Raw genomic sequence first — 22,843 nt, 5'->3', positions numbered from 1 at the left:
TGATTTCGGCATCACGAAGGAGTGTGAACACCATGGGCAAGAGCAAGATCGATATCGGTATCAACGAGAAAGACCGGGGCGCCGTGGCCGACGGGCTGAAACGGCTACTGGCGGACTCCTACACCCTGTACCTGCAGACCCACAACTTCCACTGGAACGTGACCGGGCCACAATTCCGCGAACTGCACCTGATGTTCGAGGAACACTACACTGAACTGGCCACCGCGGTGGATGAAATTGCCGAGCGTATCCGCACTCTCGGGGTCTACGCACCGGGCACCTACAAGGCCTTCGCCAAGCTCAGCGCGATCAAGGAAGTCGAGGAGATTCCCGAGGCCGGCGAGATGGTCAAGCTGCTCACCCAGGGCCACGAGCAGGTGGTCAAGACCTGCCGCAAGGCGCTCAAGCTGGCCCAGGATGCCGAGGACGAATCCTCCGCCGCGCTGATTTCCGACCGCATGCGGGTTCACGAGAAAACCGCCTGGATGCTGCGCGCCCTGCAGTAAGTGAGCTGGGAGAGTCTCGGCCTGTCCCTGGGCGGCCTCGGGCTGCTTCTGCTGGGGATGGGCATGATGACCGACGGCCTCAAGGCCGCCGCCGGCGACACCCTCGCGACGGTCCTTGAGCGCTCCACCCGGACGCGCCTGCGGGCCGCGCTTACCGGTTTCAGCATTACCGCACTCGTGCAGTCCTCCAGTGCGGTGATTGTCGCCACCCTGGGCTTTACCAACGCCGGCATGCTGCGGCTGAAGCAGGCGGCCTGGGTGGTTTTTGGCAGCAACGTGGGCACCACGATGACCGCCTGGATCGTGGCCCTGGTCGGACTGCGCATCAAGGTGGACCTGGTGGCACTGCCACTGATCGGTGCCGGCATGCTGGTCAGGCTGGTCGTCGGCCAGTCCCGCGGCACCCACATTGCCACCGCCCTGGTCGGTTTCGGGCTGTTGTTCTTCGGCCTCGGCATGCTGCGCGATGCCTTCATCGACGTCGCCGATCTGATCCCCATCGAACGCCTCGGCGCTTCGGGCGTGCCCGGCATTCTGCTGGGCGTCCTCTTCGGCGCCCTGCTCACCGCGCTGATCCAGTCCTCCTCGGCCTCCCTCGCCATCATTCTGACTGCCTCGGTGACCGGTGTGCTGACACCCCTTCTCGGGGCCTCCCTGGTTATCGGGGCCAACATCGGCACGACCGTCACCAGCCTGCTTGCCAGTATCGGCGCCACCGCCAATGCCCGGCGCCTGGCCCTGGTCCACGTGACCGAGAAAATCTTCACCGGCCTGATCGCGCTGATCCTGCTGGTCCCCCTGTGGTGGGTTTCCGAGCAGCTGTCGGGCGGCGACACCCGCACCAACATCAGTACCGGCCTGGCCCTCTTCCACACCCTGTTCAACCTGCTGGGTCTGGCGCTGATGTGGCTGCTTTCGGATGCCCTCTTGCGCCGGGTCGAGCGCTGGATCCGCCAGCCCGAGCTGGCCTCGGAAAAGCCGCGTTACCTGGACGACACCGTGCTGGCCCTGCCGGCCATGGGCGTCGCCGCCCTGCACTCGGAGCTCAAGCGGGTGTTCAAGCAGCTGCTGGGACGCGGACGCCTGATTATCGCCCCGGACAGCGGCCCGCTGGAGGAGGATCTGCGTACGGGCCTGCTGCTGGCGCATATTGCCGAGTACAGTAACCGCATCGGCGCCCAACGGTTGAGCGCCGAGCAATCGGAGCAGTTTCTCGGCCTGACCTGGGCGCGGGAGGAATGCAGCCAGTTGCGGGAATCCCTGCTGGAGCTCGCCCAGTTGCCAGCCGTGGATGTCGACGCGGCCCTCAATCACGAGCTCCGGGAACAGCTACTGCAGCTGCTGCGCTCCGGCGAGCTGAAAGCCCGCAATCAGGCGGATCGTCAGCGGGCGCTGGACCAGCTCAAGCACTTGCGCCGACAGCGGCGCGCCGCCCTGCTGGAGGACATCCGTGCCGGCCGCATCCCGGCACCCGAGGCCACCCGGCGCCTGCATGTGGTGGCCCTGTTGGAGGAAAGTGCCAAGCGCATCCTGCATATTGCCGAAATCATCTACCCCGACGCGCCGGCAGACGACCGGGCACAGGAAGCGTGACCGGGTTCAACTATCGACACTGTCTCCGGCACTGCAATCGACCCGCGCGTGGCAGTCGCTTTGGCGTTCCTGCTAAAGTGGGGAGTTTCCTTGTCCCGATGCAGAGAATAATCATGCGCAAGATCCTCCTGCTGTGCCTGCTGGCCGCCCTGGGGCCCGCCAGCCTGGCCGCACCGGTTACCCCGGAACGAATGCTGCAAGCCGAGACCAACGGCGACCACTGGCTGAGCCACGGCCGCACCTGGAGCGAACAGCGCTTCTCCCCGCTGGACCAGATCAAGGACAGCAACGCCGCGGAACTGGGCCTGGCCTGGTATTTCGAAACCAACACCAAGCTGGGGCTGGAAACCACCCCACTGGTGATCGACGGGGTCCTCTACTTTACCGGTGCCTGGAGCACGGCCTGGGCCCTGGATGCAAAAACGGGAGAATTGCTCTGGAAACACGACCCCGAGGTGCCCCGGGAGGCCAGCATCAAGGCCTGCTGCGGCGTGGTCAATCGCGGCATGGCGGCCTGGGGCAATCGCCTCTTCCTGGGCACTATCGACGGGCGCCTGATCGCCCTCGACCGCGATACCGGGGAGCAACTCTGGTCGCAACAGACCACCGACCCCAATGAGCCCTACTCGATCACCGGGGCCCCGCGCGCCGCCAAGGGGCTGGTCTTCATCGGCAACGGCGGCTCCGAATTCGGCACCCGCGGCTATGTCAGTGCCTACGATGCCGAAACCGGGCTGCTGGTCTGGCGCTTTCACACCATTCCCGGCAACCCGGCCGACGGCTTTGAAAACGAGGCCATGGCGATGGCCGCGGAAACCTGGAACGGCGAGTGGTGGAAGTACGGTGGCGGCGGCACCGTCTGGGACAGCATTGTCTACGATGCCGAGCTCGACCAGCTCTACATCGGGGTCGGCAACGGTGCGCCCCACAACCGCCGCATCCGCAGCCCGGGGGGTGGCGACAATCTCTTCCTGACCTCCATCGTCGCCCTCGACCCCGACAGCGGCGAATACCTCTGGCACTACCAGCAGGTGCCGGGCGAAGCCTGGGACTACACCGCGACCCAGCAGATGATTCTGGCGGAGATTCCCTGGGAGGGGCAGCCGCGCAAGGTCATCCTGCAGGCACCCAAGGCCGGGTTTGTCTATGTGGTGGATCGCGAAAACGGCGAGCTATTGTCCGCCGAGCCCTTCACCACAGTGACCTGGGCCAGCCACTACGACATGGAAACCGGCAGGCCGGTGGAGGTCGAAGGGCAGGACTACGACGGCGAGCCGGCCTGGGTTTATCCTTCGCCAATTGGCGGCCACAACTGGCACCCCATGGCCTGGAGCCCGGACACCGGGCTGCTGTACATCCCCGAACTGGACATGGGCATGCTGTTCGATGAAATCCTGCCCGTGGACTACAAGCATCTGAAGCGGCACTTCAATACCGGCTACGACATCAGCAGCGACGCCCAGTCTTCCCAGCGCTTTACCCAGGCCATGCTCAAGCACCTGCCCAAGGCCCATCTGCTGGCCTGGGACCCGGTCAAGCAGGCCCCCGCCTGGAAATTGCCGCACCCCAACATCCACAACGGCGGCGTGCTCGCCACCGCCGGCAACCTGGTTTTCCAGGGCACCTCGGATGGTCGCTTTATCGCCGTGCGCGCGGACGATGGCGAAGTCCTGTGGACTTTCCCCACCCAGACCAGCACCATGGCGGGACCGGTGACTTACCGGGTCGACGGTGAGCAATACGTGGCCGTCGCGGTGGGTCGCGGTGGCGCCCTGAATATGGCGATGGGCAAGAACTTCCCCGTCGGCAACCCCAACAATCGCATCATGGCCTTCAAGCTCGGGGGCGTGGCCACCCTGCCGCCGATGCCGGTGGTCGACATCCCGCCACCGCCGCCGCGCATGGAAGCCACCGAGGAAGAACTGCAGCAGGGCCGCGAGCTGTTCAATCGCTACTGCGCCCGCTGCCACGGTGCCGACGCCGTCGGGGATGGCTCGATCCCGGACATGCGCCGCCTGGACCCGGTCTGGCACGAGAATTTCGAGGCCATCCTGCTGGAGGGCCTGATGGAGAAGGCTGGCATGCCCCGCTTCGACGACGTACTCGACAAAAAAGACGTCCGCAACATCCACGCCTGGATCATCGAGCGGGCCCACGAGGACCAGGCCCTGCGCGAGGAAGGCGGCTGGTTGGCGAGCATCCGCCAGAAGGCCACGGACACCATTGCCCGGGCTACCGCCTGGCTGATCCGGGTAACCACTGAGTGAGAGCGAGGACCATCAGGCAAGCGGGGCAGCGCTGCATCGCGCGGCTGACGCTTGCACTGATGGTCGGCGCCGGCAGCCTCTGGCCTCTGGCGGGCGAAGCCCTGGACCCGGAACGCGCGCCCAGCCAATACCTCTACGACCGCTTCGGGCGCGACCAGGGCATGCCCTCCGACACGGTCTGGGTCGCGCGCCAGGATCCCGACGGCTATCTCTGGCTGGGCACCAAGAATGGTCTAGTGCGCTTTGACGGCAAGCGCTTCACCCTGTTCAACAAGCAGAACCAGCCCGCCATGCGCTCCAACGATATCCGCGATATCGAAGTGGCGGAGGATGGCAGCCTCTGGCTGGCCACCTACGGCGGCGGCGTCCTGCACCGGGACGGGCGCGACCTGAGCGTGCTGGACAAAACACACGGCCTGGCGGATGACATCGTTCACGACATTCACCTGAGCGCCAATGGCGACATCTGGTTCGCGACCTCGGGGGGCGTTTCGCGTTTGCGCGATGGCGAGTTCGCCAGCTGGCATCACGCCGACGGGCTCACCGACAACCGGGTCTTTCGCATTGCCGAGGATGCCGGGGGCGGCCTGTGGTTCGCCACGCTCACCAATGGTGTCAGCTACTTCGATGGCAAGCGCTTCCGCAATTACACCGAGGGCCAGGGGCTCGACTCCACCCAGGTTCACCTGATTTTCGACGATCCCGAGCTGGGGCTGACCTTGAGTACCATCACCGGCAGCCTCTACAGCTTGCGCGATGGCGAGGTCTCCCCTTTGCAACACCCCCTGCAGGGGCGCTTCCCGGTTCACTCCACCCTGCGCGACAGCGACGGTAACTTGTGGCTGGGAACCTATGCCAAGGGCCTGTGGCGACAGTCCCCCGATGGCGAGGTGGTGGAAGTCCCCCTGGAGAGCACCCAGCCCGGCTATGTCTTCGACCTTTTCGAGGACCGCGAGGGCAACCTCTGGGCCGCCACATTGAACGGCGTCTATCGCCTGCGCGACAGCGCTTTCCTGCCCTGGGGGGCGCCGGAAGGCCTGGCGGATGCAATGTTCGTGGTGACCCAGAGCCCGACGGATGACGCCATCTGGGCCGGCTCCGAGGGCAGCGGCCTGTTCCGGCTGACCCCCGCTGGCGAGGTGACCCGTTTCGATACCCGCGACGGCCTGTCCAACCACAATATCTCGGCGCTGTGGGTGGACGCCGACAATACCGTCTGGGCAGGCACCTTCGGCGGCGGCCTCAACCGCCTCTCCCCGGATGGCAGCGTCACCCACTTCACCCAGGACGACGGCCTCCCGGACAATCACATCATGGGCCTTCACCGTGCCGACGATGGGCGCTTGTGGATCAGCGCCGACGGCGGCATCGGCTGGCTGGATACCCAAGGCAGCTTTCACCGGCTCGAGCAGCTGCCCGACACGCTCTACCGTCAGGTCAACGAAGACAGTCGGGGGCGACTCTGGATCGCCAGCAACAATGGCCTGCTGCGCATGCAGGGCGATCATATGCAGTGGTGGAGCCAGGAAGCGGGGCTCGAGAGCAGCCTGATCTCCACCACCTACGAAGACGACGACGGCATGCTCTGGATCGGCAGCCGGGAATCCGGGCTCGCGCGCCTCGATGGCGACCAGCTGTTTCAGTTCACCGAGAAGCATGGGCTGCCCCAGCTCTCGGTGCTGGCGATTCTGGAAGACCGCCTGGGCAACCTCTGGATGAGCGGTGCCGACGGCCTGGTCAAGATTCCGCGGGCACAGCTCAATGCCGTCGCCGAGGGCCGCTCCGAGCGGGTCAATGCCCGCCTCTACAATGAGCGCGACGGCCTGCGCTCGGCACAGTTCCTCGGCGGCTACCAGCCCGCGGGCTGGCGCGCCGAAGACGGGCGCCTGTGGTTTGCCAACAATCGCGGCTTGGTGGCCTTCGACCCCCGCGACCTGAGACAGGACGCCGGCTATTTCACCCCACTGATTGAAGCGGTGCGCGTGAATGGACAGAGCGTGCCGCTGAACACCACAACACCATTACAGCTTCCCCCCGAAGCCTCCAGCCTGGAGGTGGACTACACGGTTCCCCGGCTGGGCAACCCCACCGACCTGCAGTTCCGCTACCGCCTGGAGGGCATGAGCGATGACTGGCAGTATGCGGGCAATCGCCGCACTGCCTTCTTTACCGGCCTGCCAGCAGGCGACATGCGCCTGTCGATTGAAGCGGTCACGGCCTCGGGCAGCTTCGCGGCCAACAGCCCGGCACAGGCAAGCCTGGCGCTGTACCACCAGCCACACTGGTACCAGACCTGGTGGTTCCGCCTGATTGCCGGCGTAAGCGCTCTTGCCATCATCCTCGGGCTCTATCGGCTGGCCCTCTACCGGGTGACCCTGCGCCAGCGGCAACTGGAGACCCTAGTCAACCGGCGTACCCGGGAGCTGCAGATCGCCCTCTCGCGGGTCGAGGCGATCTCGCGCATGGATGGCCTGACCGGCATCGCCAACCGCCGCTACTTCGACGAGAACCTGGCCTCGGCCTGGAGCCAGTGCGCCGCGCAATCAGCGCCCCTCAGCATCATCATGCTGGATATCGATTTCTTCAAGCAATACAACGACGGGCTCGGCCACCAGGCCGGGGACGATTGTCTGCGCCAGGTGGCCGAAGCCCTGGAGCAGGGTGTGCTGCGGGAGGAAGATCTGATCGCCCGCTACGGCGGCGAGGAGTTCATCGCCCTGCTGCCGGGGGCCGACAGCGAGGCTGCCACCGCGATTGCCCGTCGCATCCAGTCGAAAATCCGCCAGCTGGGGCTGCCGCACCCGGACAGCCCCCTGGGCGACGCGGTTACCATCAGCCTCGGCTGTGCCACCGCCTGGCCGTCAGCGGAAGCGGGGCCGGACACCTTGCTGCAGCGGGCCGATCACGCGCTGTATCGCGCCAAGCACCGCGGGCGCAACCGTCTCGAGGTGGCGACCGCGGACTGAGGCCGCTCAGGCGCGGGCGGCTGCCGCCATTGCCTCGAGCATGCCGTCATAGGTGTCGCGCATGACCTGAGTCATGTCCTCCGGGCTGACGCCGTCGACGGCGACACCGGAAAACGCAGCCTGCCAGATGGCACGGGTCTTGTCAGGCCCCGCCTCCTGCAGGCTGGCAACGACCCGGTAGTCACGCAACACGTTTACCGGGCCCTCGAGTACCGCGTACTCCAGGGTGTGACTCTCCGGGTCCAGCGCCAGCAGTTTTTCCTCCACCGGGGCGTCCATGCCCGGCATGTAGATGCGGCGCACCTGGCCCACACCGGGCCCACCCACTGCCTCGGAACGCTCCGCGCCCGGAAACCAGTCCAGGTTGGCAAAGTCCGCCACTACCCGCCACATGCCGGCGACAGGCGCATCCACGATCTTTTCCACGGTAAATTCATGCATTGGCTTTTCAGCTCCTCTCAATGGCATAGCCCGGTGGGGCAACGAAGGCCCGGTGATGTCCCTCCAGCAGCCGGGCGACTGCCAGGGAAGTACGGTCCCCCAAATAGCGCGAGACCACCTGCACCCCCACCGGCAGTCCGTCCAGGGTCAGACCCGCCGGCACTGCCGTGACCGGCAGCAGGGCATTCAGGGTCAGGCCGGCCCAGCGCAGCAGGTTGGTGTAGGGTTGCGGCCCGCCGTTGACCTGCAGGCGACGCTGCTGCAGGTCGGGGGTGTGATCGTGGGGGAATGCCGCTACCGGGGCGCAGGGGCAGATCAGGACATCCCAATCCTCGAAAAAGCGCGCCCAGGCCGCCCGGGTGCGCTCGCGGATCTCCCGCTGGCGCAGCCATTCGCCGTGCCCCAGGGCAAGCCCGCGCATCTGCAGCAGCGGTTCACGCATGTCCTCCGGGTCCGCGGCGGCCACCGCCTCGGCGGCGGCCTCGCGCACTTTGGCCGGCATGCCCGGCGCCATCACGGCCATCATCAACTGGGTGTAGTTGTGGTGGTTGGCCTCCGGGTCGATAGCGGGTCGCGCGTCCATATCAACCGTCGCGCCCAGTTGCTGCAGGGAACCGGCGACCAGCTCCACACAGCGCAGCACCTCCCGGTCCACCGGGCAAAAGCCGTCGTCCGCCCATACCGCCACCCGCAGTTGCGACACGTCGCGGAATGATGGCGGCGGCAGTTGCAGGCGCCAGGCACTCGCCGCGTCCCCCTCCGGCCCCGCCAACAGGTCCAGTGCGCGCTCGAGGTCTTCGACGCAAGTTCCCAGGGGACCGACCACCGACAGGTCGGGTTCCGAGAGGACCCCTTCCCCGGGTGGGATGTGGCCACCATGGGGAACAATACCGTAACTGGTCTTGTGGCCGAAGACGCCGTTGAAATGGCAGGGCGTGCGGATCGACCCGCCGATATCGCTGCCCAGCTCCAGTGGCGTGAGGCCGGCCGCCAGGGCCGCCGCCGCACCGCCCGAGGAGCCCCCCGAGGTGCGCCCGGTGTTCCAGGGATTGTTGGTGGCGCCATAGATCTCGTTGTAGGCCTGCAGGTCCGCACTCATGAAGGGCACGTTGGTCTTGCCGAGAACAATGGCACCGGCATCGATATAGCGCTGCACCGCCGGTGCAGTGACCTCGGGCATCGCGTCGCGGCGCCGGGGGTCACCGCCGGTGCTCACCAGCCCCCGGGTGCAAAAGGCGTCCTTGATGGTCACCGGCACCCCGTGCAGGGGACCCCAGAACTCGCCCCGGGCCACCGCCTGGTCAGCGGCCTCCGCGCGCGCCCGGGCCCCCTCCGTATCGAGTGCCACCACCGCATTCAAGGCCGGATTGAGGCGCTCGATACGCTCGAGGAAAAACGCCACCACCTCCCGGGAGCTCAGCCGTCCTTCGCGGATATCTGCGGCGAGGGCAAAGGCACTGCGATAGAGAATCTTCATGGCGGGGCCTCCTCGGCACCTGTCGGCGGCAGCACAGTCTGTCGGGCACGAGCGCCGCCGCTCGATTTAGGTTATCAGGCTGCGGCAATACGATAGCAGGGCCGGTACTCGCCTTCACCCTCCCCGAGCTTCATGCGCTTCTCGCGTACCAGCATACGCAATAAACGGTCGGTCGCCGCCAGCAAATCCCTTTCCCCGTGCAGAGTGTAGGGGCCGTGACGACGTACCTGCTCAATGCCGTAGCTTTTTACATTGCCCGCCACCATGCCGGAAAACGCCCGTCGCAGCTGGCTGGCCAACTGATGACAGGGCAGCCCGCGATGCAGCTCCAGGGCCGCCATGTTGGCGTGGGTCGGCAGAAAAGGCTCCTGCAGGTCCGGCGCGATCTCCAGCTCCCAGTTGTAGTAGTAGGCCTGCTGGCTGCGCCGGCGCCGGGCATGGACATCCTGAACGGCCGTACGCACCGCCTGCCCCACCCGGTGCGACTCGCCGAGTACCACCTGGTAGTGCTGCCGAACCTCCTCCCCAAGACAGGTGACCAGGAAGCGCTCCAGCTCCTGAAAATATTCCGCGCAATGGGCGGGCCCGGCAAAGACCAGCGGCAGGCTGTGGCGGTTGTCGGGGTGCATGAGGATCGACAGCAGGTAGAGCACCTCTTCCACGGTCCCCACACCGCCGGGAAAGACGACAATGGCGTGGGCCAGGCGCACGAAGGCCTCCAGGCGCTTTTCTATGTCCGGCATGATCACCAGCTGATTGACGATCGCGTTGGGCGACTCCGAGGCAATGATCCCCGGCTCGCTGATGCCAATATAACGCCCGTCCTTGATCTGCTGTTTGGCGTGGCCCACTGCCGCGCCCTTCATCGGCCCCTTCATGGCACCGATCCCGCAGCCGGTGACGATATCCAGGCCACGCAGGCCGAAGGCGTAGCCGACATCCTTGGCGTAGTCGTACTCCTCGCGGGGAATGGCGTGGCCGCCCCAGCACACCACCAGCCGCGGCGGCACGTCGGGCCGCACAATGTCGGCATTGCGCAGTATGCGGAAGACCTGGTTGGTGGCGTCCAGGTGCCCGTTGTGGGCGTCCACGGACATCTTCATGTCGGTGTAGACGATGTCCCGCAGGGCGGCGAACAGGTGCTCCTGGATGCCGCGGATCATGCGCCCGTCGACGAAGGCCTGGGCCGGGGCATTGAACAGCTCGATGCGCAGGCCCCGCGGCTGGGGCACCAGCCGCAGATCGAAATCAGCGAAATTCGCGTAGATCTCCGCCGCGTCGTCCTGGTTGCTGTCGGTGTTGAGGATCGCCAGTGCGCAACGCCGATAGAGGTCAAACAGGTCCTTGCGGGTGGTGGTGAAGGCCTCGATCTCCGCCCGGGACAGGAGGTTCAGGGACTTGATCGGGTTGATGGTGGCGCGGGCGATCTTTTCCATGCTTGCGGCGTTCTCCGGGCTCTTTCGGGGAACACGACTGTAGCAGATTCAGGCCCGGTCACGCCGGAAAAGGCACAGCCGACAGCTTCGGGCTTGCCAAATTAGTAAGCATGCTTATAATAAGCGTACTTTCAATTAAGGGAGTCCGGAATGCCCACGGTTCGGGAAACCGCCTCGCAAATGACCATGGAGCTGCACCAGGCAGCCCGCCTGCTGCGGCGGACCTTCGATCGCTATGCCAAGGAACACGGCCTGAGCACCTCGCGCTGGCAGGTGCTCTACCAACTGACCCGGGAGCAGGGCCTGAAGCAGTCCGAACTGGCGGAGCGGATGGATGTGGCGCCCATCAGTCTGGCCCGTCAGCTGGACAACCTCGAGCAGGAGGGGCTGGTGGAGCGCCGCCGGGATCAGGGCGACCGTCGCTGCTTCCGCATTTACCTGCACGAGGCGGCGGAACCGGTTCTGGATACCCTGCGCAACGTGGCCAACCTGACCCGGAGCGACGCCCTGGCGGGCCTGAGCAAGACGGAAGTGGAGCAGCTGAGCGGGCTTCTGGCACGCGTACGCGCAAATCTGGCAAAGGAGGAATCAAGCGAGTGACACGGACAGGTCGACATCTTTCCATGGGCGCGGGCATTGCGGTCGCCGGCCTGGTCACCCTGTGGCTGGTTTTTGGCGGCCGCGGCAGTGTCAGCACGGAAAACGCCTACCTCAAGGCCGACAAACTGGCCCTCTCCAGCGAGGTCTCCGGCAAGATCGTCGAGGTTCCCGTGCGCGCCCACCAGGCGGTCGAAGCCGGCCAGTTGCTGGTGCAGATAGAGGATACCCCCTATCGCATCGCGGTCGCCGAGGCGGAGGCCAACCTGGCCCTGGTGCGCAACCAGGTCGAGGCGCGCCGCGCCGATTACCAGGAGGTCGCGGCAAACCTGGAGCAGGCGCGCAGCGATACCGCCTTTTATGAGCGCCAGCTGGCGCGCAGCGAGAAAATGGGCCCCAGCGCCATCAGCGAATCCGAGCTGGACCAGGCGCGCCAGGAACTGGCCCGTGCCCGCTCGCAGATTGCGATTACCACCCAGCAGCTGTCGGCCCTGCGCGCCGAACTCGGAGGCAGCCCGGAGGCGCCCCTGGAGGCCCAGGCAGACGTGCGCGTGGCCCAGGCCCAGCTGGATCGGGCCCGCTATCAGCTGGAGCGCACCCGCATCACGGCACCGGTCGCCGGCACCATCGCCAACGAAGTACCCCAGGTGGGTGAAATGGCCCATGGTGGCCTCACCCTCCTGACCGTGATGGACACGCATACGGTATGGGTAGAGGCGAACCTGAAAGAGACACAGCTCGAACACATCCGCGCTGGCCAGCCCGCCAGTGTGGAAGTGGATGCCTACCCCGGGCTGACACTGGAAGCCGAAGTGGAGAGCCTGAGCCCGGCCAGTGGCTCGGAATTCGCCCTGATCCCCGCCCAGAATGCCAGCGGCAACTGGGTCAAGGTGGTACAGCGGGTGCCGGTCAGGCTGCGCCTGGCCATGCCCGCACGGGACTACACCCTGCGCCCCGGGATGAGTGCCGAGGTGCACATTGATGTCCGCGAGGCTGTCGCTGCCGCCATCAACCAACCCGGCGATACGCTCACCGCCCTGCTCCCGTGAGCCCGCGACTGCACTTGCCATGGCTGGCCACCACCAGTGTGATGCTGGCCACCATCATCCAGGTACTGGACACCACCATCGCCAATGTAGCCCTGCCCCACATGCAGGGCCACCTGGGCGCCGGGAGCGACCAGATCACCTGGGTGCTGACCTCCTACATTGTAGCCACCGCCATCATGACCCTGCCCGTGGGCTACCTGGCCAAGCGCTACGGGCGCCGCGAGGTCATGCTTACCGCCGTGGTCGGCTTTACCCTCACTTCCATGCTCTGTGGCCAGGCCGGCTCGCTGGAGGAAATGGTCTTCTGGCGCATTCTCCAGGGCGTCTTCGGTGCCCCGCTGGCACCGCTGTCCCAGTCCATCATGCTGGACAGCTACCCGCGGGAGAAACACGCCTCCGCCATGAGCCTGTGGGGCATGGGCGTCATGCTCGGCCCGATTCTCGGGCCGACCCTGGGCGGCTGGCTCACTGACGCCTATTCCTGGCGCTGGGTGTTCTACATCAACGTGCCCCTGGGCATCATCTCCTTTGTCGGCATCTGGCTGACCATCGCGCCCTCGCCCCGGGAGCGCCAGCGCATGGATTTCGGCGGCTTCCTGCTGCTGGCCCTGGCGGTGGCCTGCCTGCAGCTGCTGCTGGACCGCGGCGAGCATGTGGACTGGTTCGAGGCGCTGGAAATACAGATTTACTGCCTGCTGGCGCTGCTCGCGATGTACCTGTTTACCGTACACAGCGTCGGCAACCGCAACAGCTTCCTGTCCCCGGCCCTGTTCCGCGACCGCAATTTCGTCACCGGCACCCTGTTCACCTTCCTATTGGGCATCGTGCTCTTGGCCACCATGGCGCTGATGCCACCCTTCCTGCAGCAGTGGCAGGGCTATCCGGTAATGACCGCCGGCATGGTCCTGATGCCCCGGGGGATCGGCACCATGGCGGGCATGCTCGCCGCGCCACGGCTGCTGCGCTACGTCGACGCCCGGGCGGTCATTCTGGCGGGCATGAGCCTGCTCTGCGTGTCGCTCTGGCAGATGAGCGGCTTCACCCTGGAGGTGGGGACCCGCGACCTGATCATCACCGGGCTCCTGCAGGGCCTGGGCCTCGGCCTGGTGGTGGTACCCACGACCACGCTGGCCTACGCCACCCTCGACCCGCAGCTGCGCAACGAGGGGGCGGGGCTCTACAGCCTGGCGCGGAACCTCGGCAACAGCATCGGTGTGGCAATTGTCATGTCGGTACTGACCCGCAAATTGTGGATCAACCAGCAGGAATTGTCCGAGCGCCTGCAGCCGGACCCGGCGCTGCTCGCCCTGCTGCCGGACACCTCCACCCTGACCGCGGTACCCGGCATGCTGATCGGTGAGGTCCAGCGCCAGGCCGCGGAAATCGCCTTTGCCAACGACTTCCTGCTGTTGCTGTGGATCAACCTGCTGGCCATGCCCTTGGTCCTGCTACTGCGCGAGGCGCGGCACTAAAGCTGTTCCGCCGGGGGCTCTCTGCTAGGATGAGCCAGACCACTACGCCAAGGGAGACCTGCCATGCGACGCCTGCTTCTGCTGATCATTGGCCTGCCACTGCTGCTGATCGCCCTGGGCGGCCTGCTGGCCTGGCTCCTGGTGGACCAGCAGCGCCTGGTGAGCCTCGCCGCCACGCAGCTGGAACAGCGCACCGGCGCAGTGCTGGAAGTGCACGGAGACAGCAGTCTGCGCCTGTTTCCGGAGCTGGCCCTGGCACTCGGCGACGCGGAACTGACACTGCCCGGCGAGTCCCCCACCCGGGTACGCGCCGAAACCCTCAGCCTGGCGGCGAAACTGCTGCCCCTGCTACAGGGGCGAGCGGAAATCGACAGCCTGAGCATTCGCCAGGCCCGGGTTTTTCTGCCCCCCCAGCCCGGCAAAACCGCGGGCGAGCCACTGCTGATCAATAGCTTCCAAGCCCGGGATATCAATCTCGCCGGCGAGCCAACGCCCATCAGCCTGGACCTGACCGTCCCCGGCGACGAGCCGCTTACGCTGACACTGGAAGGGCGTCTGCTGACGGCGGCGGGCTTGGAGAATCTGCAACTACAGGACCTGCAGGCGATCGTGCGCGAGGCATCGGGCGAGCCCAGGGTGACCCTGGAAAATGGCAGCGGCGAGTTCCAGCTTGCGGACATGCGCGCCACGCTCCGGGCAGAGCGCCTGCAGATTCAACAACACCCCCTGACGACGGTGATCCTGCAACTTCGCCTGCGCGCTGGCGGTGACCTGCGCATCGACTCCCTGACCGGGGATCTGCACCAGGGACAGCTGGCTACCCAGGGCAGCATCTGGATCGGCGAAACGGCCAATCGCTATGCCCTGGAGGGCAAACTCAGCGGACTGTCCCTGGAAGCACTGCTGCAGGCGATGGAGTTGGAAGCCGGCCTGCAGGGCAAAGGCGACCTGCAGTGGCAACTGCGCGCCGAGGGTGCCGAGACCGACGAGCTGCTGCAGAGCCTGAGTGGCACCGTGGAGCTGGACAGTGACGCGCTTACCCTGCGCGATATCGGTGTCGAAGGCATGCTTTGCCAGGTGGTGGCGCAAGTCAACCAGGAAGCCCTCAGCACGGCGTTTCCAGCCGATACCGAGCTGCGCCCTCTGCACGCCACCCTGCATTTTGCCGACGGCCAGATGCGACTGGACCCGCTGCGGGGCAGTCTGGAGCACATCGAGCTGCGTGGCGACGGGCGCCTGGCGCTGCTCTCCGGCGACCTGCGCGCCGAGTTGCGCGCGCGGCTGTCCGAGGGGCTTGGCGAGACAGACCGGGCCTGCCGGATCAACCCGCGCCTGGCCGCCATCGACTGGCCCGTGAAGTGTCGTGGCCAGCTGGGCACGTCACCGCAGGACTGGTGCCGGGTCGATGCCGAGAGCATTCTCGCCGACCTGGCGCGCAACGAGCTGGAAGGCAAGGCCCGCAAGGAAGCCGGGCGGTTGCTGCAGCGCCTGCTCGGGGGCGACCGCGAGGAGGCACCCGCGACACCGGAATAGGCCGTCGCGAGGCCGGCAGTCCTGGAGCCCTGGTCCCGGCGCCTCAAGCCGCCCGCAGCGCCCGGCCCAGGGGTCGGCTGCCCAGGGCGTCGGTGTAAGCGTTGTTCTCCCACACCGGCTCGCCGGCAATGAACACCCGGCTGACCACGCCGTCGGAGCGATTGACCATCTGCCGGTGGTCGAACAGCTCGCGGTAGACGAACTCGCGGTGGCTATTGGTATCCCACGCGCGCAGTTGCTCCGGGTCGATCAGCACAATATCCGCCTGGGCACCGATCTCCAGGCTGCCGACATCCAGCCCGAAGAATTGCGCCGGCTCCCGGGTCAGGCGCCGCACCAGCGTGCTGACCGTGTCCAGGCCCTGCGCCTGGGCCAGCTTCAGGCCCATCAGGTTGCTGTCGAAGAAGGCCATGTTGGTAATGTGAGCGCCGGAATCGTTGAAGCCAGGCAGGGTGTTGCGGTGCAGCAGCAGGTCGAGGGTGGCAACATTGTCCTTGTTGGCCACGTCCACCCAGAAGCGGAAGCGCTTGTCGTAACGGCGCAACAGCGCCAGCATGAAATCGGCGTCATCCGCCACGGGCTCGCCAAAGCCCTCGAAGGCTTCGCGCTCAACCTCGGAACGGGCCTCGCCCTGGTCTCCCGACTGGAAACGCTGCAGGCGCTCCATCACTGCCTGCAGGGTCTCCCCCTCCCACTCGGGTACCGGAGCCCCGTCGAAGACCATGCGCTGCAGGTCGCGTACTACCAGTTTGTCGGGGAAGCCCAGGTGGGTTTTCAGGGTCGCCAGGTTGCGCCCGACGCGACCGTGCTGCCACTCGCGCCGGAATTCCTCGACGAAGGCGGGATCATCCAGCAGGGCGCGCCGCCCCGCGACATCGTCGTATTCCTTGGCAATCAACTTGCAGGTGGAATCCAGCTCCTCGAACAGCGGGCTGACAATACCGTCCGACCAGACCCGGAAGTTGGTCGCCAGGGCCTGGAAATGGATGCGCCCCTTGAGCAGGCGGCTGTTGATCAGGGAGGCCAGGCCGAGGAAGGCATTGGAAGCCTTCGGTGCCAGCACGAACTCCATCGCCGACAGCGCCGAGGTTTTCAGGGTACGCCCGTAGAGGCGGCCACTGCTGAGCAGGAAATAGAACAGCGCCTTGGCCCGATTCTCCAGCAAGGGCGTGGTCTGCCAGACGCGATCGTAGCGGCGCACCACCCCGAGCAGGCGCTTCAGCTCCTTGTAACTGGCAAACTGGGTGGGGATGCGCTGATCGGTATTGGGCGCATTGGCCAGGTAGTGGAAGGGCAGGCCATCGGTGCTCATGCCCAGGTAGCCCTGGGCCATGGCCTCCTCGAGCAGGTTTTCCATCTCCCTCAGCTCGGCGTCGGTGGGGTCGCGGCTAATGCTGTCCTGCAGCCCCATGACCTCCACCCGCAACATCGAGTGGGGCACAAAGCTGGCCACATTGGGCCCCAGGGGCAGGCTGTCCAGGTGCTCCAGATAACCCTCGGTACTGTCCCAGGTAATCGCCTCCACGCACTTCGACAGCACCTTCTTGGGGATGTTCTCCACTCGGGTGAAGCAGTCGACGATGGGGTTTTGCTCGCCCTCGAGCTGCTTGCCGAAGCAGGTACCCAAACTGCAGTTACCCATCAGCACCGTGGTGGTGCCGTGGCGAACCACCTCCGGCAGGCGCGGGTCCAGGTCCACTTCCAGGTCGAGGTGGGTGTGAATGTCCAACAGGCCCGGCATCAGCCACTGCCCGCTGCCATCCACCACCCGCGCCGCCTCGCCGCGGGGCAGCCCCTGACCGCGGGCGGCCACGCGCCCGTCCTTGATGGCGATATCCAGGGTTTGCGGGGGGGTGCCGGTGCCGTCAAACACCAGCGCGTCGTGGATCAGGGTGTCCCAGCTACCACTCATGCTATTTTCTCCTGTCTGCCGGGTGGGCCCGACTCTAGTTATCGGCGTGTAATCTGCCAGTCCCGGGTGCTACAGTAAAGACCACGATGACTGCATTTCATTTCGACAACAGCTATAGCCGCCTGCCGGAGGCCTGCTTCCGGCGGATGGACCCGGTACCCGTTGCCGCCCCGACCCCGATTCGCGTCAACCGGGAGCTGGCGACCGGCCTGGGCCTGGACGCCGACTGGCTGGCCTCCCCGGCGGGCACCGCTGCGCTGGCGGGCAACGCTCCTTTCCCCGGTGCGGAACCGCTGGCGGCGGCCTATGCCGGCCACCAGTTCGGCAGTTTCAACCCTCAGCTGGGGGATGGCCGCGCGCTGCTGCTGGGGGAATTTCTCACCCCGGAGGGCCGGCGCTTCGACCTGCAGCTCAAGGGCAGTGGTCCCACCCCCTGGTCCCGGGGCGGGGATGGCCGCTCGCCCCTGGGCCCGGTACTGCGCGAGTACCTCCTCAGCGAGGCCATGGCGGCCCTGGGTGTACCCACGACCCGCGCCCTGGCGGCGGTCAGCACCGGTGAGCCGGTATACCGCGAGCAGGCGCTCCCCGGTGCCATTCTCGCCCGCGTGGCCAGCAGTCATATCCGCATCGGCACGCTGGAGTACTTCTACGCCCGCAAGGACACGGATTCCCTGCGCGCCCTGGTGGAACACACCCTCGCCCGCCACTACCCGGAGCGGCGGGACAGCGACAATCCCGCACTGTCCCTGCTGGAAGGCGTCATCCAGCGGCAGGCGGCGCTGGTGGCCCACTGGCAGCTGCTGGGTTTCATTCACGGGGTGATGAACACCGACAACATGCTGCTCTGCGGCGAGACCATCGACTACGGCCCCTGCGCCTTCATGGAGGCTTTCGACCCCGCGACGGTGTTCAGTTCCATCGACCGTCAGGGGCGCTACGCCTGGGGCAACCAGCCGGGTATTGCCCACTGGAACCTGGCCTGCCTGGCCCAGGCGCTGCTGCCGCTGATCCACAGCGACAGCGAGCGCGCGGTGGCCCTGGCACAGGCCGCGGCGGATACCTTCGGAGAGCATTTCGAGGCGGCGCACCGGGTGGGCCTGCAGGCCAAGCTGGGCTTCACCACCCGGGAAAGCGGTGACGACGCCCTGGTCGGCGAACTGCACGAGCTGATGCAGGCGGCGGGCAGCGATTTCACCCTGACCTTCCGCCGTCTGGCGGATCTGGCCGGGCCCGACCCGGACGGTCCCGGCAGCGTGGCAGCGCTGTTCACCCTGCCGGAGCGCTTTGACGACTGGCTGGCGCGCTGGCGCGAGCGGCTGGCGCGCGAGGGTGCAGACCCGGCGGAGCGCCGGGCCGCCATGGTCCGGGCCAATCCCGTGTTCATCCCCCGCAATCACCAGGTTGAGGCGGTCATCCAGGCAGCCACCCGGGACGACGACTTCGCCCCCTTCCACCGCCTGCTGGAACGGGTCACCCGCCCCTTCGACTACGACCCGGCCGACCGCGACTACGCCCTGCCCGCCACCGAGGAACAGCGGGTACGCCGCACCTTCTGCGGCACCTGAAACGCAGCGGCAATTTTCGACTCCCCGCGGGCCAGGCGCTATACTGTGCGCCCCCACCCACCCCCTTGAAAATTGCCGAGCACCGCCTTGAAAACCGAGTTCCTGGGAAAGACCCTGTCCGGCCCCTTCACGATCCCTTCGGGCATCGTGACCACCGCCACATCCATCATCCAGTATGTCTTTGACCACATGCCCGAGGTCGGTGTGGTGACGACCAAAAGCATCGGCCTGTCCCCCCGCGCGGGCTATCGGGAGCCGGTGCTGAGCCAGTACGCCCCCGGCTGCTTCGTCAACGCGGTGGGACTGACCAACCCGGGGGCGGAGCAATCCCTTGAGTTGCTCCGCAAGCTGCGGGTGCCGGAAGACCGCTTTCTGCTCACCTCGATCTTCGGTGGCTCGGTGGAGGAATTTGTCGAGGTGGCGAAGCTGCTGGCGCCGGTCTCCGATGGTCTGGAGCTGAACCTCTCCTGCCCGCATGCCAAGGGCTATGGCATGGCCATGGGCCAGGACCCGGAGCTGGTGCGGGAGATCACCGCGGCGGTCAAGGCGGTGGTGGATATCCCCGTGATTCCCAAGCTGACCCCGAACACCAGCGATATCGCGGCGATCGCCCGGGCTGCCGCCGAGGGCGGTGCCGATGGTCTGTGCGCCATCAATACGCTCGGTCCCGGCTACACCGCGGCACATGGCCACCCCGTGCTGAGCAACGGCATGGGCGGCATGTCCGGCAAGGCGGTGTTGCCGATCGCCCTGAAGTGCCTGCGGGAAGTCGCCGCCACGGTGGACCTGCCGCTGATCGGCTGCGGCGGTGCCAGCAGTGCCGGTGACGTGCGCGCCTTTCTCGATGCGGGCGCCTCGGTGGTGGGTATCGGCTCCGCGCTGGTAGGCCTGACCACCGACGAGATCGGCGACTATTTCCAGGCCCTGCAGCGCGACCTGGAGCACGGCAGCGAACGCGCCGAATCGCACATCCGCTACGACATCGACATGGGCTTCCGCCCGGTCACCCTGGTGGAAAACCGCCGGGTCTGCGAGGACATCACCCTGCTCACCTTCGACCGCAAGGTGAACATCCAGGCGGGTGAATTTGTCTTCCTGTGGGTGCCGGGGGTGGGCGAAAAGCCCTTCTCCGCTCTCACCGACGATCCCTTCTCCCTGGTGGTCATCGATGTCGGCCAGTTCACCCACAGCCTGATGGACCTGCCGGTTGGCACCGAGGCCTATGTCCGCGGCCCCCACGGCATCCCGGTGGAACCGCCGGAAGATGCCCGCATCATGGCGGTGGCGGGCGGCACCGGCCTGGCGGCGGTCTACCAGGCGGCGCGGGACTTCGGCAACGCCGAGGTGTTTGCCGGTGCCCGTACCGCGGAGCGCCTCTACTTCCTGGACGAGTGCCGGGAAATCGCCGAGGTCCACGTGGCCACCGACGACGGCAGCGCCGGCTACCACGGCCGGGTCACCGAGCTGCTGCGGGAGCGCCTGGCGGGCATGAGCGACGACGAGCGCGCCAACCTGGTGTTCTACAACTGCGGCCCCGAGCCGATGGTGCACGCGGCAATTGCCGTGCAGCGGGAGTTCTGTGATGACAGCCGCATCTTCAGTGCCATCGACTACCTGACCAAGTGCGGGGTCGGCATCTGCGGCGCCTGCGCCACCCCCAGCGGTCGCCGCCTCTGTGTCGACGGCCCCTTTATCGCCGCCGACCGGCTCTGAGACCGGCTCGGCGCCTCTCCCAGGCAGCCCTCCGGGTATGCCGGGGGCCACTTCCGCCTGATCGCAGCAGGTGATTCAGGCCAGCACCGACTTGCTGCTCAGGGCAATCGGCGCGCGATCGACCCGGAAGAAGGCCGGGTCGGCTGTGGTATCGAAGGCATCCTGCTCGCCACTGATCATCCGCGCCAGCAGGGCCCCGGCCGCCGGAGCCAGCTTGAAGCCGTGACCCGAGAAGCCATTGGCCAGGTAAAAACCCGCCAGCTGCGTGGGACCGATCACCGGGTGCACATCCTGCTCGTTCACCGTGTACAGCCCGCAATAGGAGGTCACCCGCCCGGTGTAGGGCAGTGAGGGAATACGGTGGTGCAGGGCGTGCAGCTTGGCCTGCATGAAGCTGTCGTCGGCCAGGCGGTTGAAGTTCTCCGGGTCCGCCACCCGCTCCTGCTCGTCACTTTCCAGGGTCGAGCCCAGCACCAGCTGCTGGCCGCGATTCTGGCGCCGGAAATAGATCCCGGCGTCCATATCCACGGTGACCGGCAGCGCTGTCTGCAGCGCCGGCGGCAGGTCCAGGTAAACGATCTGGATGCGCGTGGGACTCAGTCGCCAGGGCAGGGACAGGCCGGCGCTGTGCAGCAGGACATTGCACCAGGGGCCGGCGGCATTGACCACGCAGCCGGCCGCGTACTGCGAACCGTCGGCCAGGCTCACGCCGGTCACGGCGCCACCGGCCTGCCGTATCTCCGCCACCGCCGCATTGAAGTGCACCGTGACACCGGCGCCACGGCAGGCAGCTAGCAGGTCCGAGGCCGCCGCGGTCGGGTCCATGTAGCCCCCCTCCACCTCGAAGAAGTGTTCACCGCCACCGACGCAGTCATGCTCCTCGCCGGTCTCGAGATCCGGTGCCAGGGTGCAGGTGGAGAGCGCCGGGAAGCGCTCCGCCAGGTCGCTGTCCTTGAGCACTTCGGTGGCAATACCCAGCCCCTGCATGCGGGCATGCTCCCGGGCCGCCCAGCCCGCGCGCTGCCCGGTCAGCCAGAGTACACCGTCCTGCTCGAAGCGGGCCGCGGGCTCGGCCAGCCCGGTAAATTCCTCCCAGTGACGGTAGGCGTGTATGCCGTCACGGGCCAGCTGCACCACGGTATCCAGGGAATAGCGGTAGCGGCAGACCGCCGAGGAGGCACCGGTGGAACCCTCGCCGACGCCGGCCCCCTTTTCCAGCACCAGCACGCGCAAGCGACTGCGCCGGGCCAGTTGCCAGGCGGTGGAGAGGCCGATGATGCCGGCACCGATGATGATGACGTCAAAATTACCCTGCATCATGCACACACTCCTCCCGCATCCCGCTCCCCGACTCTGGCGCAAGATTGGCGCGGCGGGCCCTGAAATACAAGGCCGCCGCAGCACCCGGCACTTTAATCAATCACAGTTGACCATATGTCAATACAGATTTACTATAACCGCACGCAAACCGTCGTGGCAGCTTTGCCCAGTGGAGGACGCGGGTCATGGAGTTCACCTACAACTGGCAGGCCAGCCTGGTAACACTGGTGCTGCTGATCGTTTCGATGAAAGTGCTGCAATGGCTGGCCTTTCAGGTGCCCGCCTTCGCCGAGGCGCGCAGCCAGAACCGGGAAGCCAATCAGAAAAAGTGGCGCGAGCAGGGCAAGAAGTACCATCACCGGGTCAAGAACAGCCAGAAAGTCGGCGGGGCCGTCAATCTGGTGTTCTATGTCGCCATCCTGCCTTTCTTCGTCACCCTGGAGGCACAGCCCCTGTGGCGAATCGCTCTGGATGTGGTGTTGATCCTGATGGTCTACGACTTTTTCTATTACCTGGTGCACCGTTTCCTGTTCCACGGCCAGGGCTACCTGCGCCGGGTGCATGCGGTCCACCACCAGGCCCGAAGCCGCATCACCTCCATCGACTCCCACCTGCTGCACCCCTGGGAGATCTTTATTGGCATCGCGCTGTACTTCGTCACTATCGTGGTACTGGGGCTGGCCGGACTGGCACCTTTCCAGGTCGCAACCATCCTGCTCTCCACCCTGGTATTCACCCAACTGAACCAGGTGAACCACTGCCGCATCGATCTCAACCGCTTCCCCTTCCGAACGGTGAACTGGATCGCCATGAAACACGATGCCCACCACCTGGACATGCACCGGGGCAACTACGCCACCATCACCCTGCTCTACGACTGGCTGTTTGGCACCGTGGAAACCCACCCCATGGAAAAATCCCCGCGGGATGAGCGGAATCAGCCGGTCGAAGCCTGAGCTTGCGGAAAGCCTGAGGCTGGAGAAAGCCTGAAATCGG

At 66.3% G+C, this 22,843-nt stretch carries 16 protein-coding genes; 11 read left to right on the top strand and 5 right to left on the bottom strand.

Annotation, left to right across the window (positions count from 1 at the left end; translation table 11 throughout):
- The first annotated feature begins 32 nt into the window (after positions 1–32).
- From ACYVGS_RS06325 to ACYVGS_RS06310, 4 genes are all read left to right on the top strand, one after another.
- Positions 33–506, top strand: coding sequence for a Dps family protein (locus ACYVGS_RS06325; protein ID WP_460587821.1), 474 nt, complete (start codon positions 33–35; stop codon positions 504–506).
- A complete protein-coding gene (locus ACYVGS_RS06320; RefSeq protein ID WP_460587820.1) occupies positions 507–2,099 on the top strand; it encodes a Na/Pi cotransporter family protein in 1,593 nt (530 codons plus the stop codon).
- A gap of 113 nt (positions 2,100–2,212) precedes the next feature.
- On the top strand, positions 2,213–4,366 hold the full coding sequence (locus ACYVGS_RS06315; RefSeq protein ID WP_460587819.1) for a PQQ-dependent dehydrogenase, methanol/ethanol family: 2,154 nt from the start codon (positions 2,213–2,215) through the stop codon (positions 4,364–4,366).
- Positions 4,363–7,332, top strand: coding sequence for a diguanylate cyclase domain-containing protein (locus tag ACYVGS_RS06310; protein ID WP_460587818.1), 2,970 nt, complete (start codon positions 4,363–4,365; stop codon positions 7,330–7,332). Before ACYVGS_RS06315 ends, ACYVGS_RS06310 begins: the two co-directional genes overlap by 4 nt.
- Before the next feature lie 6 nt (positions 7,333–7,338).
- Here ACYVGS_RS06310 and ACYVGS_RS06305 read toward each other — a convergent pair whose 3' ends face one another.
- The 3 genes from ACYVGS_RS06305 to ppnN form a co-directional block, all read right to left on the bottom strand.
- Positions 7,339–7,773 carry an SRPBCC family protein gene (locus ACYVGS_RS06305; RefSeq protein ID WP_460587817.1) on the bottom strand — a complete coding sequence of 145 codons (435 nt, stop codon included), beginning with the start codon at positions 7,771–7,773 and terminating at the stop codon, positions 7,339–7,341.
- Positions 7,774–7,780: 7 nt separating this feature from the next.
- Positions 7,781–9,250, bottom strand: a complete 1,470-nt coding sequence (locus ACYVGS_RS06300) for an amidase (protein ID WP_460587816.1) — start codon at positions 9,248–9,250, stop codon at positions 7,781–7,783.
- A gap of 74 nt (positions 9,251–9,324) precedes the next feature.
- A complete protein-coding gene (ppnN, locus tag ACYVGS_RS06295) occupies positions 9,325–10,686 on the bottom strand; it encodes a nucleotide 5'-monophosphate nucleosidase PpnN (protein ID WP_460587815.1) in 1,362 nt (453 codons plus the stop codon).
- Positions 10,687–10,836: 150 nt separating this feature from the next.
- Here ppnN and ACYVGS_RS06290 point away from each other — a divergent pair, with 150 nt between their 5' ends.
- The 4 genes from ACYVGS_RS06290 to ACYVGS_RS06275 all read left to right on the top strand — a co-directional run bounded on the left by ACYVGS_RS06290 (position 10,837) and on the right by ACYVGS_RS06275 (position 15,337).
- The gene (locus tag ACYVGS_RS06290) at positions 10,837–11,286 is read left to right on the top strand and encodes a MarR family winged helix-turn-helix transcriptional regulator (protein WP_460587814.1); all 450 of its coding nucleotides are present in this window, start codon (positions 10,837–10,839) and stop codon (positions 11,284–11,286) included.
- On the top strand, positions 11,283–12,332 hold the full coding sequence (locus ACYVGS_RS06285) for an efflux RND transporter periplasmic adaptor subunit (RefSeq protein WP_460587813.1): 1,050 nt from the start codon (positions 11,283–11,285) through the stop codon (positions 12,330–12,332). Before ACYVGS_RS06290 ends, ACYVGS_RS06285 begins: the two co-directional genes overlap by 4 nt.
- Positions 12,329–13,804, top strand: a complete 1,476-nt coding sequence (locus tag ACYVGS_RS06280; RefSeq protein ID WP_460587812.1) for an MDR family MFS transporter — start codon at positions 12,329–12,331, stop codon at positions 13,802–13,804. Before ACYVGS_RS06285 ends, ACYVGS_RS06280 begins: the two co-directional genes overlap by 4 nt.
- 63 nt (positions 13,805–13,867) lie before the next feature.
- On the top strand, positions 13,868–15,337 hold the full coding sequence (locus tag ACYVGS_RS06275; RefSeq protein WP_460587811.1) for an AsmA family protein: 1,470 nt from the start codon (positions 13,868–13,870) through the stop codon (positions 15,335–15,337).
- A gap of 43 nt (positions 15,338–15,380) precedes the next feature.
- Here ACYVGS_RS06275 and ACYVGS_RS06270 read toward each other — a convergent pair whose 3' ends face one another.
- Entirely contained in the window at positions 15,381–17,249 is a 1,869-nt protein-coding gene (locus ACYVGS_RS06270) for an N-acyl-D-amino-acid deacylase family protein (RefSeq protein WP_460587810.1), read from the bottom strand.
- Positions 17,250–17,335: 86 nt separating this feature from the next.
- On the opposite strand from ACYVGS_RS06270, the gene ACYVGS_RS06265 reads away from it, so the two are divergent.
- Together ACYVGS_RS06265 and ACYVGS_RS06260 are read left to right on the top strand one after the other, a co-directional pair.
- Complete coding sequence (locus tag ACYVGS_RS06265; protein WP_460587809.1) at positions 17,336–18,814, top strand: protein adenylyltransferase SelO; 1,479 nt, start codon at positions 17,336–17,338, stop codon at positions 18,812–18,814.
- An 87-nt stretch (positions 18,815–18,901) separates the two neighbouring features.
- Positions 18,902–20,527 carry an iron-sulfur cluster-binding protein gene (locus ACYVGS_RS06260; protein WP_460587808.1) on the top strand — a complete coding sequence of 542 codons (1,626 nt, stop codon included), beginning with the start codon at positions 18,902–18,904 and terminating at the stop codon, positions 20,525–20,527.
- Positions 20,528–20,602: 75 nt separating this feature from the next.
- Here the strand turns inward: ACYVGS_RS06260 and ACYVGS_RS06255 are convergent, their stop codons facing one another.
- Positions 20,603–21,847, bottom strand: a complete 1,245-nt coding sequence (locus ACYVGS_RS06255) for an NAD(P)/FAD-dependent oxidoreductase (protein WP_460587807.1) — start codon at positions 21,845–21,847, stop codon at positions 20,603–20,605.
- A 185-nt stretch (positions 21,848–22,032) separates the two neighbouring features.
- On the opposite strand from ACYVGS_RS06255, the gene ACYVGS_RS06250 reads away from it, so the two are divergent.
- Complete coding sequence (locus tag ACYVGS_RS06250; protein ID WP_460587806.1) at positions 22,033–22,803, top strand: sterol desaturase family protein; 771 nt, start codon at positions 22,033–22,035, stop codon at positions 22,801–22,803.
- The last annotated feature ends 40 nt before the right edge of the window (positions 22,804–22,843 follow it).

This window comes from Haliea atlantica (genome assembly GCF_054779855.1).
Note: the sequence above shows the minus strand (reverse complement) of the source record. Positions and strands in the feature narration are given on the sequence as shown.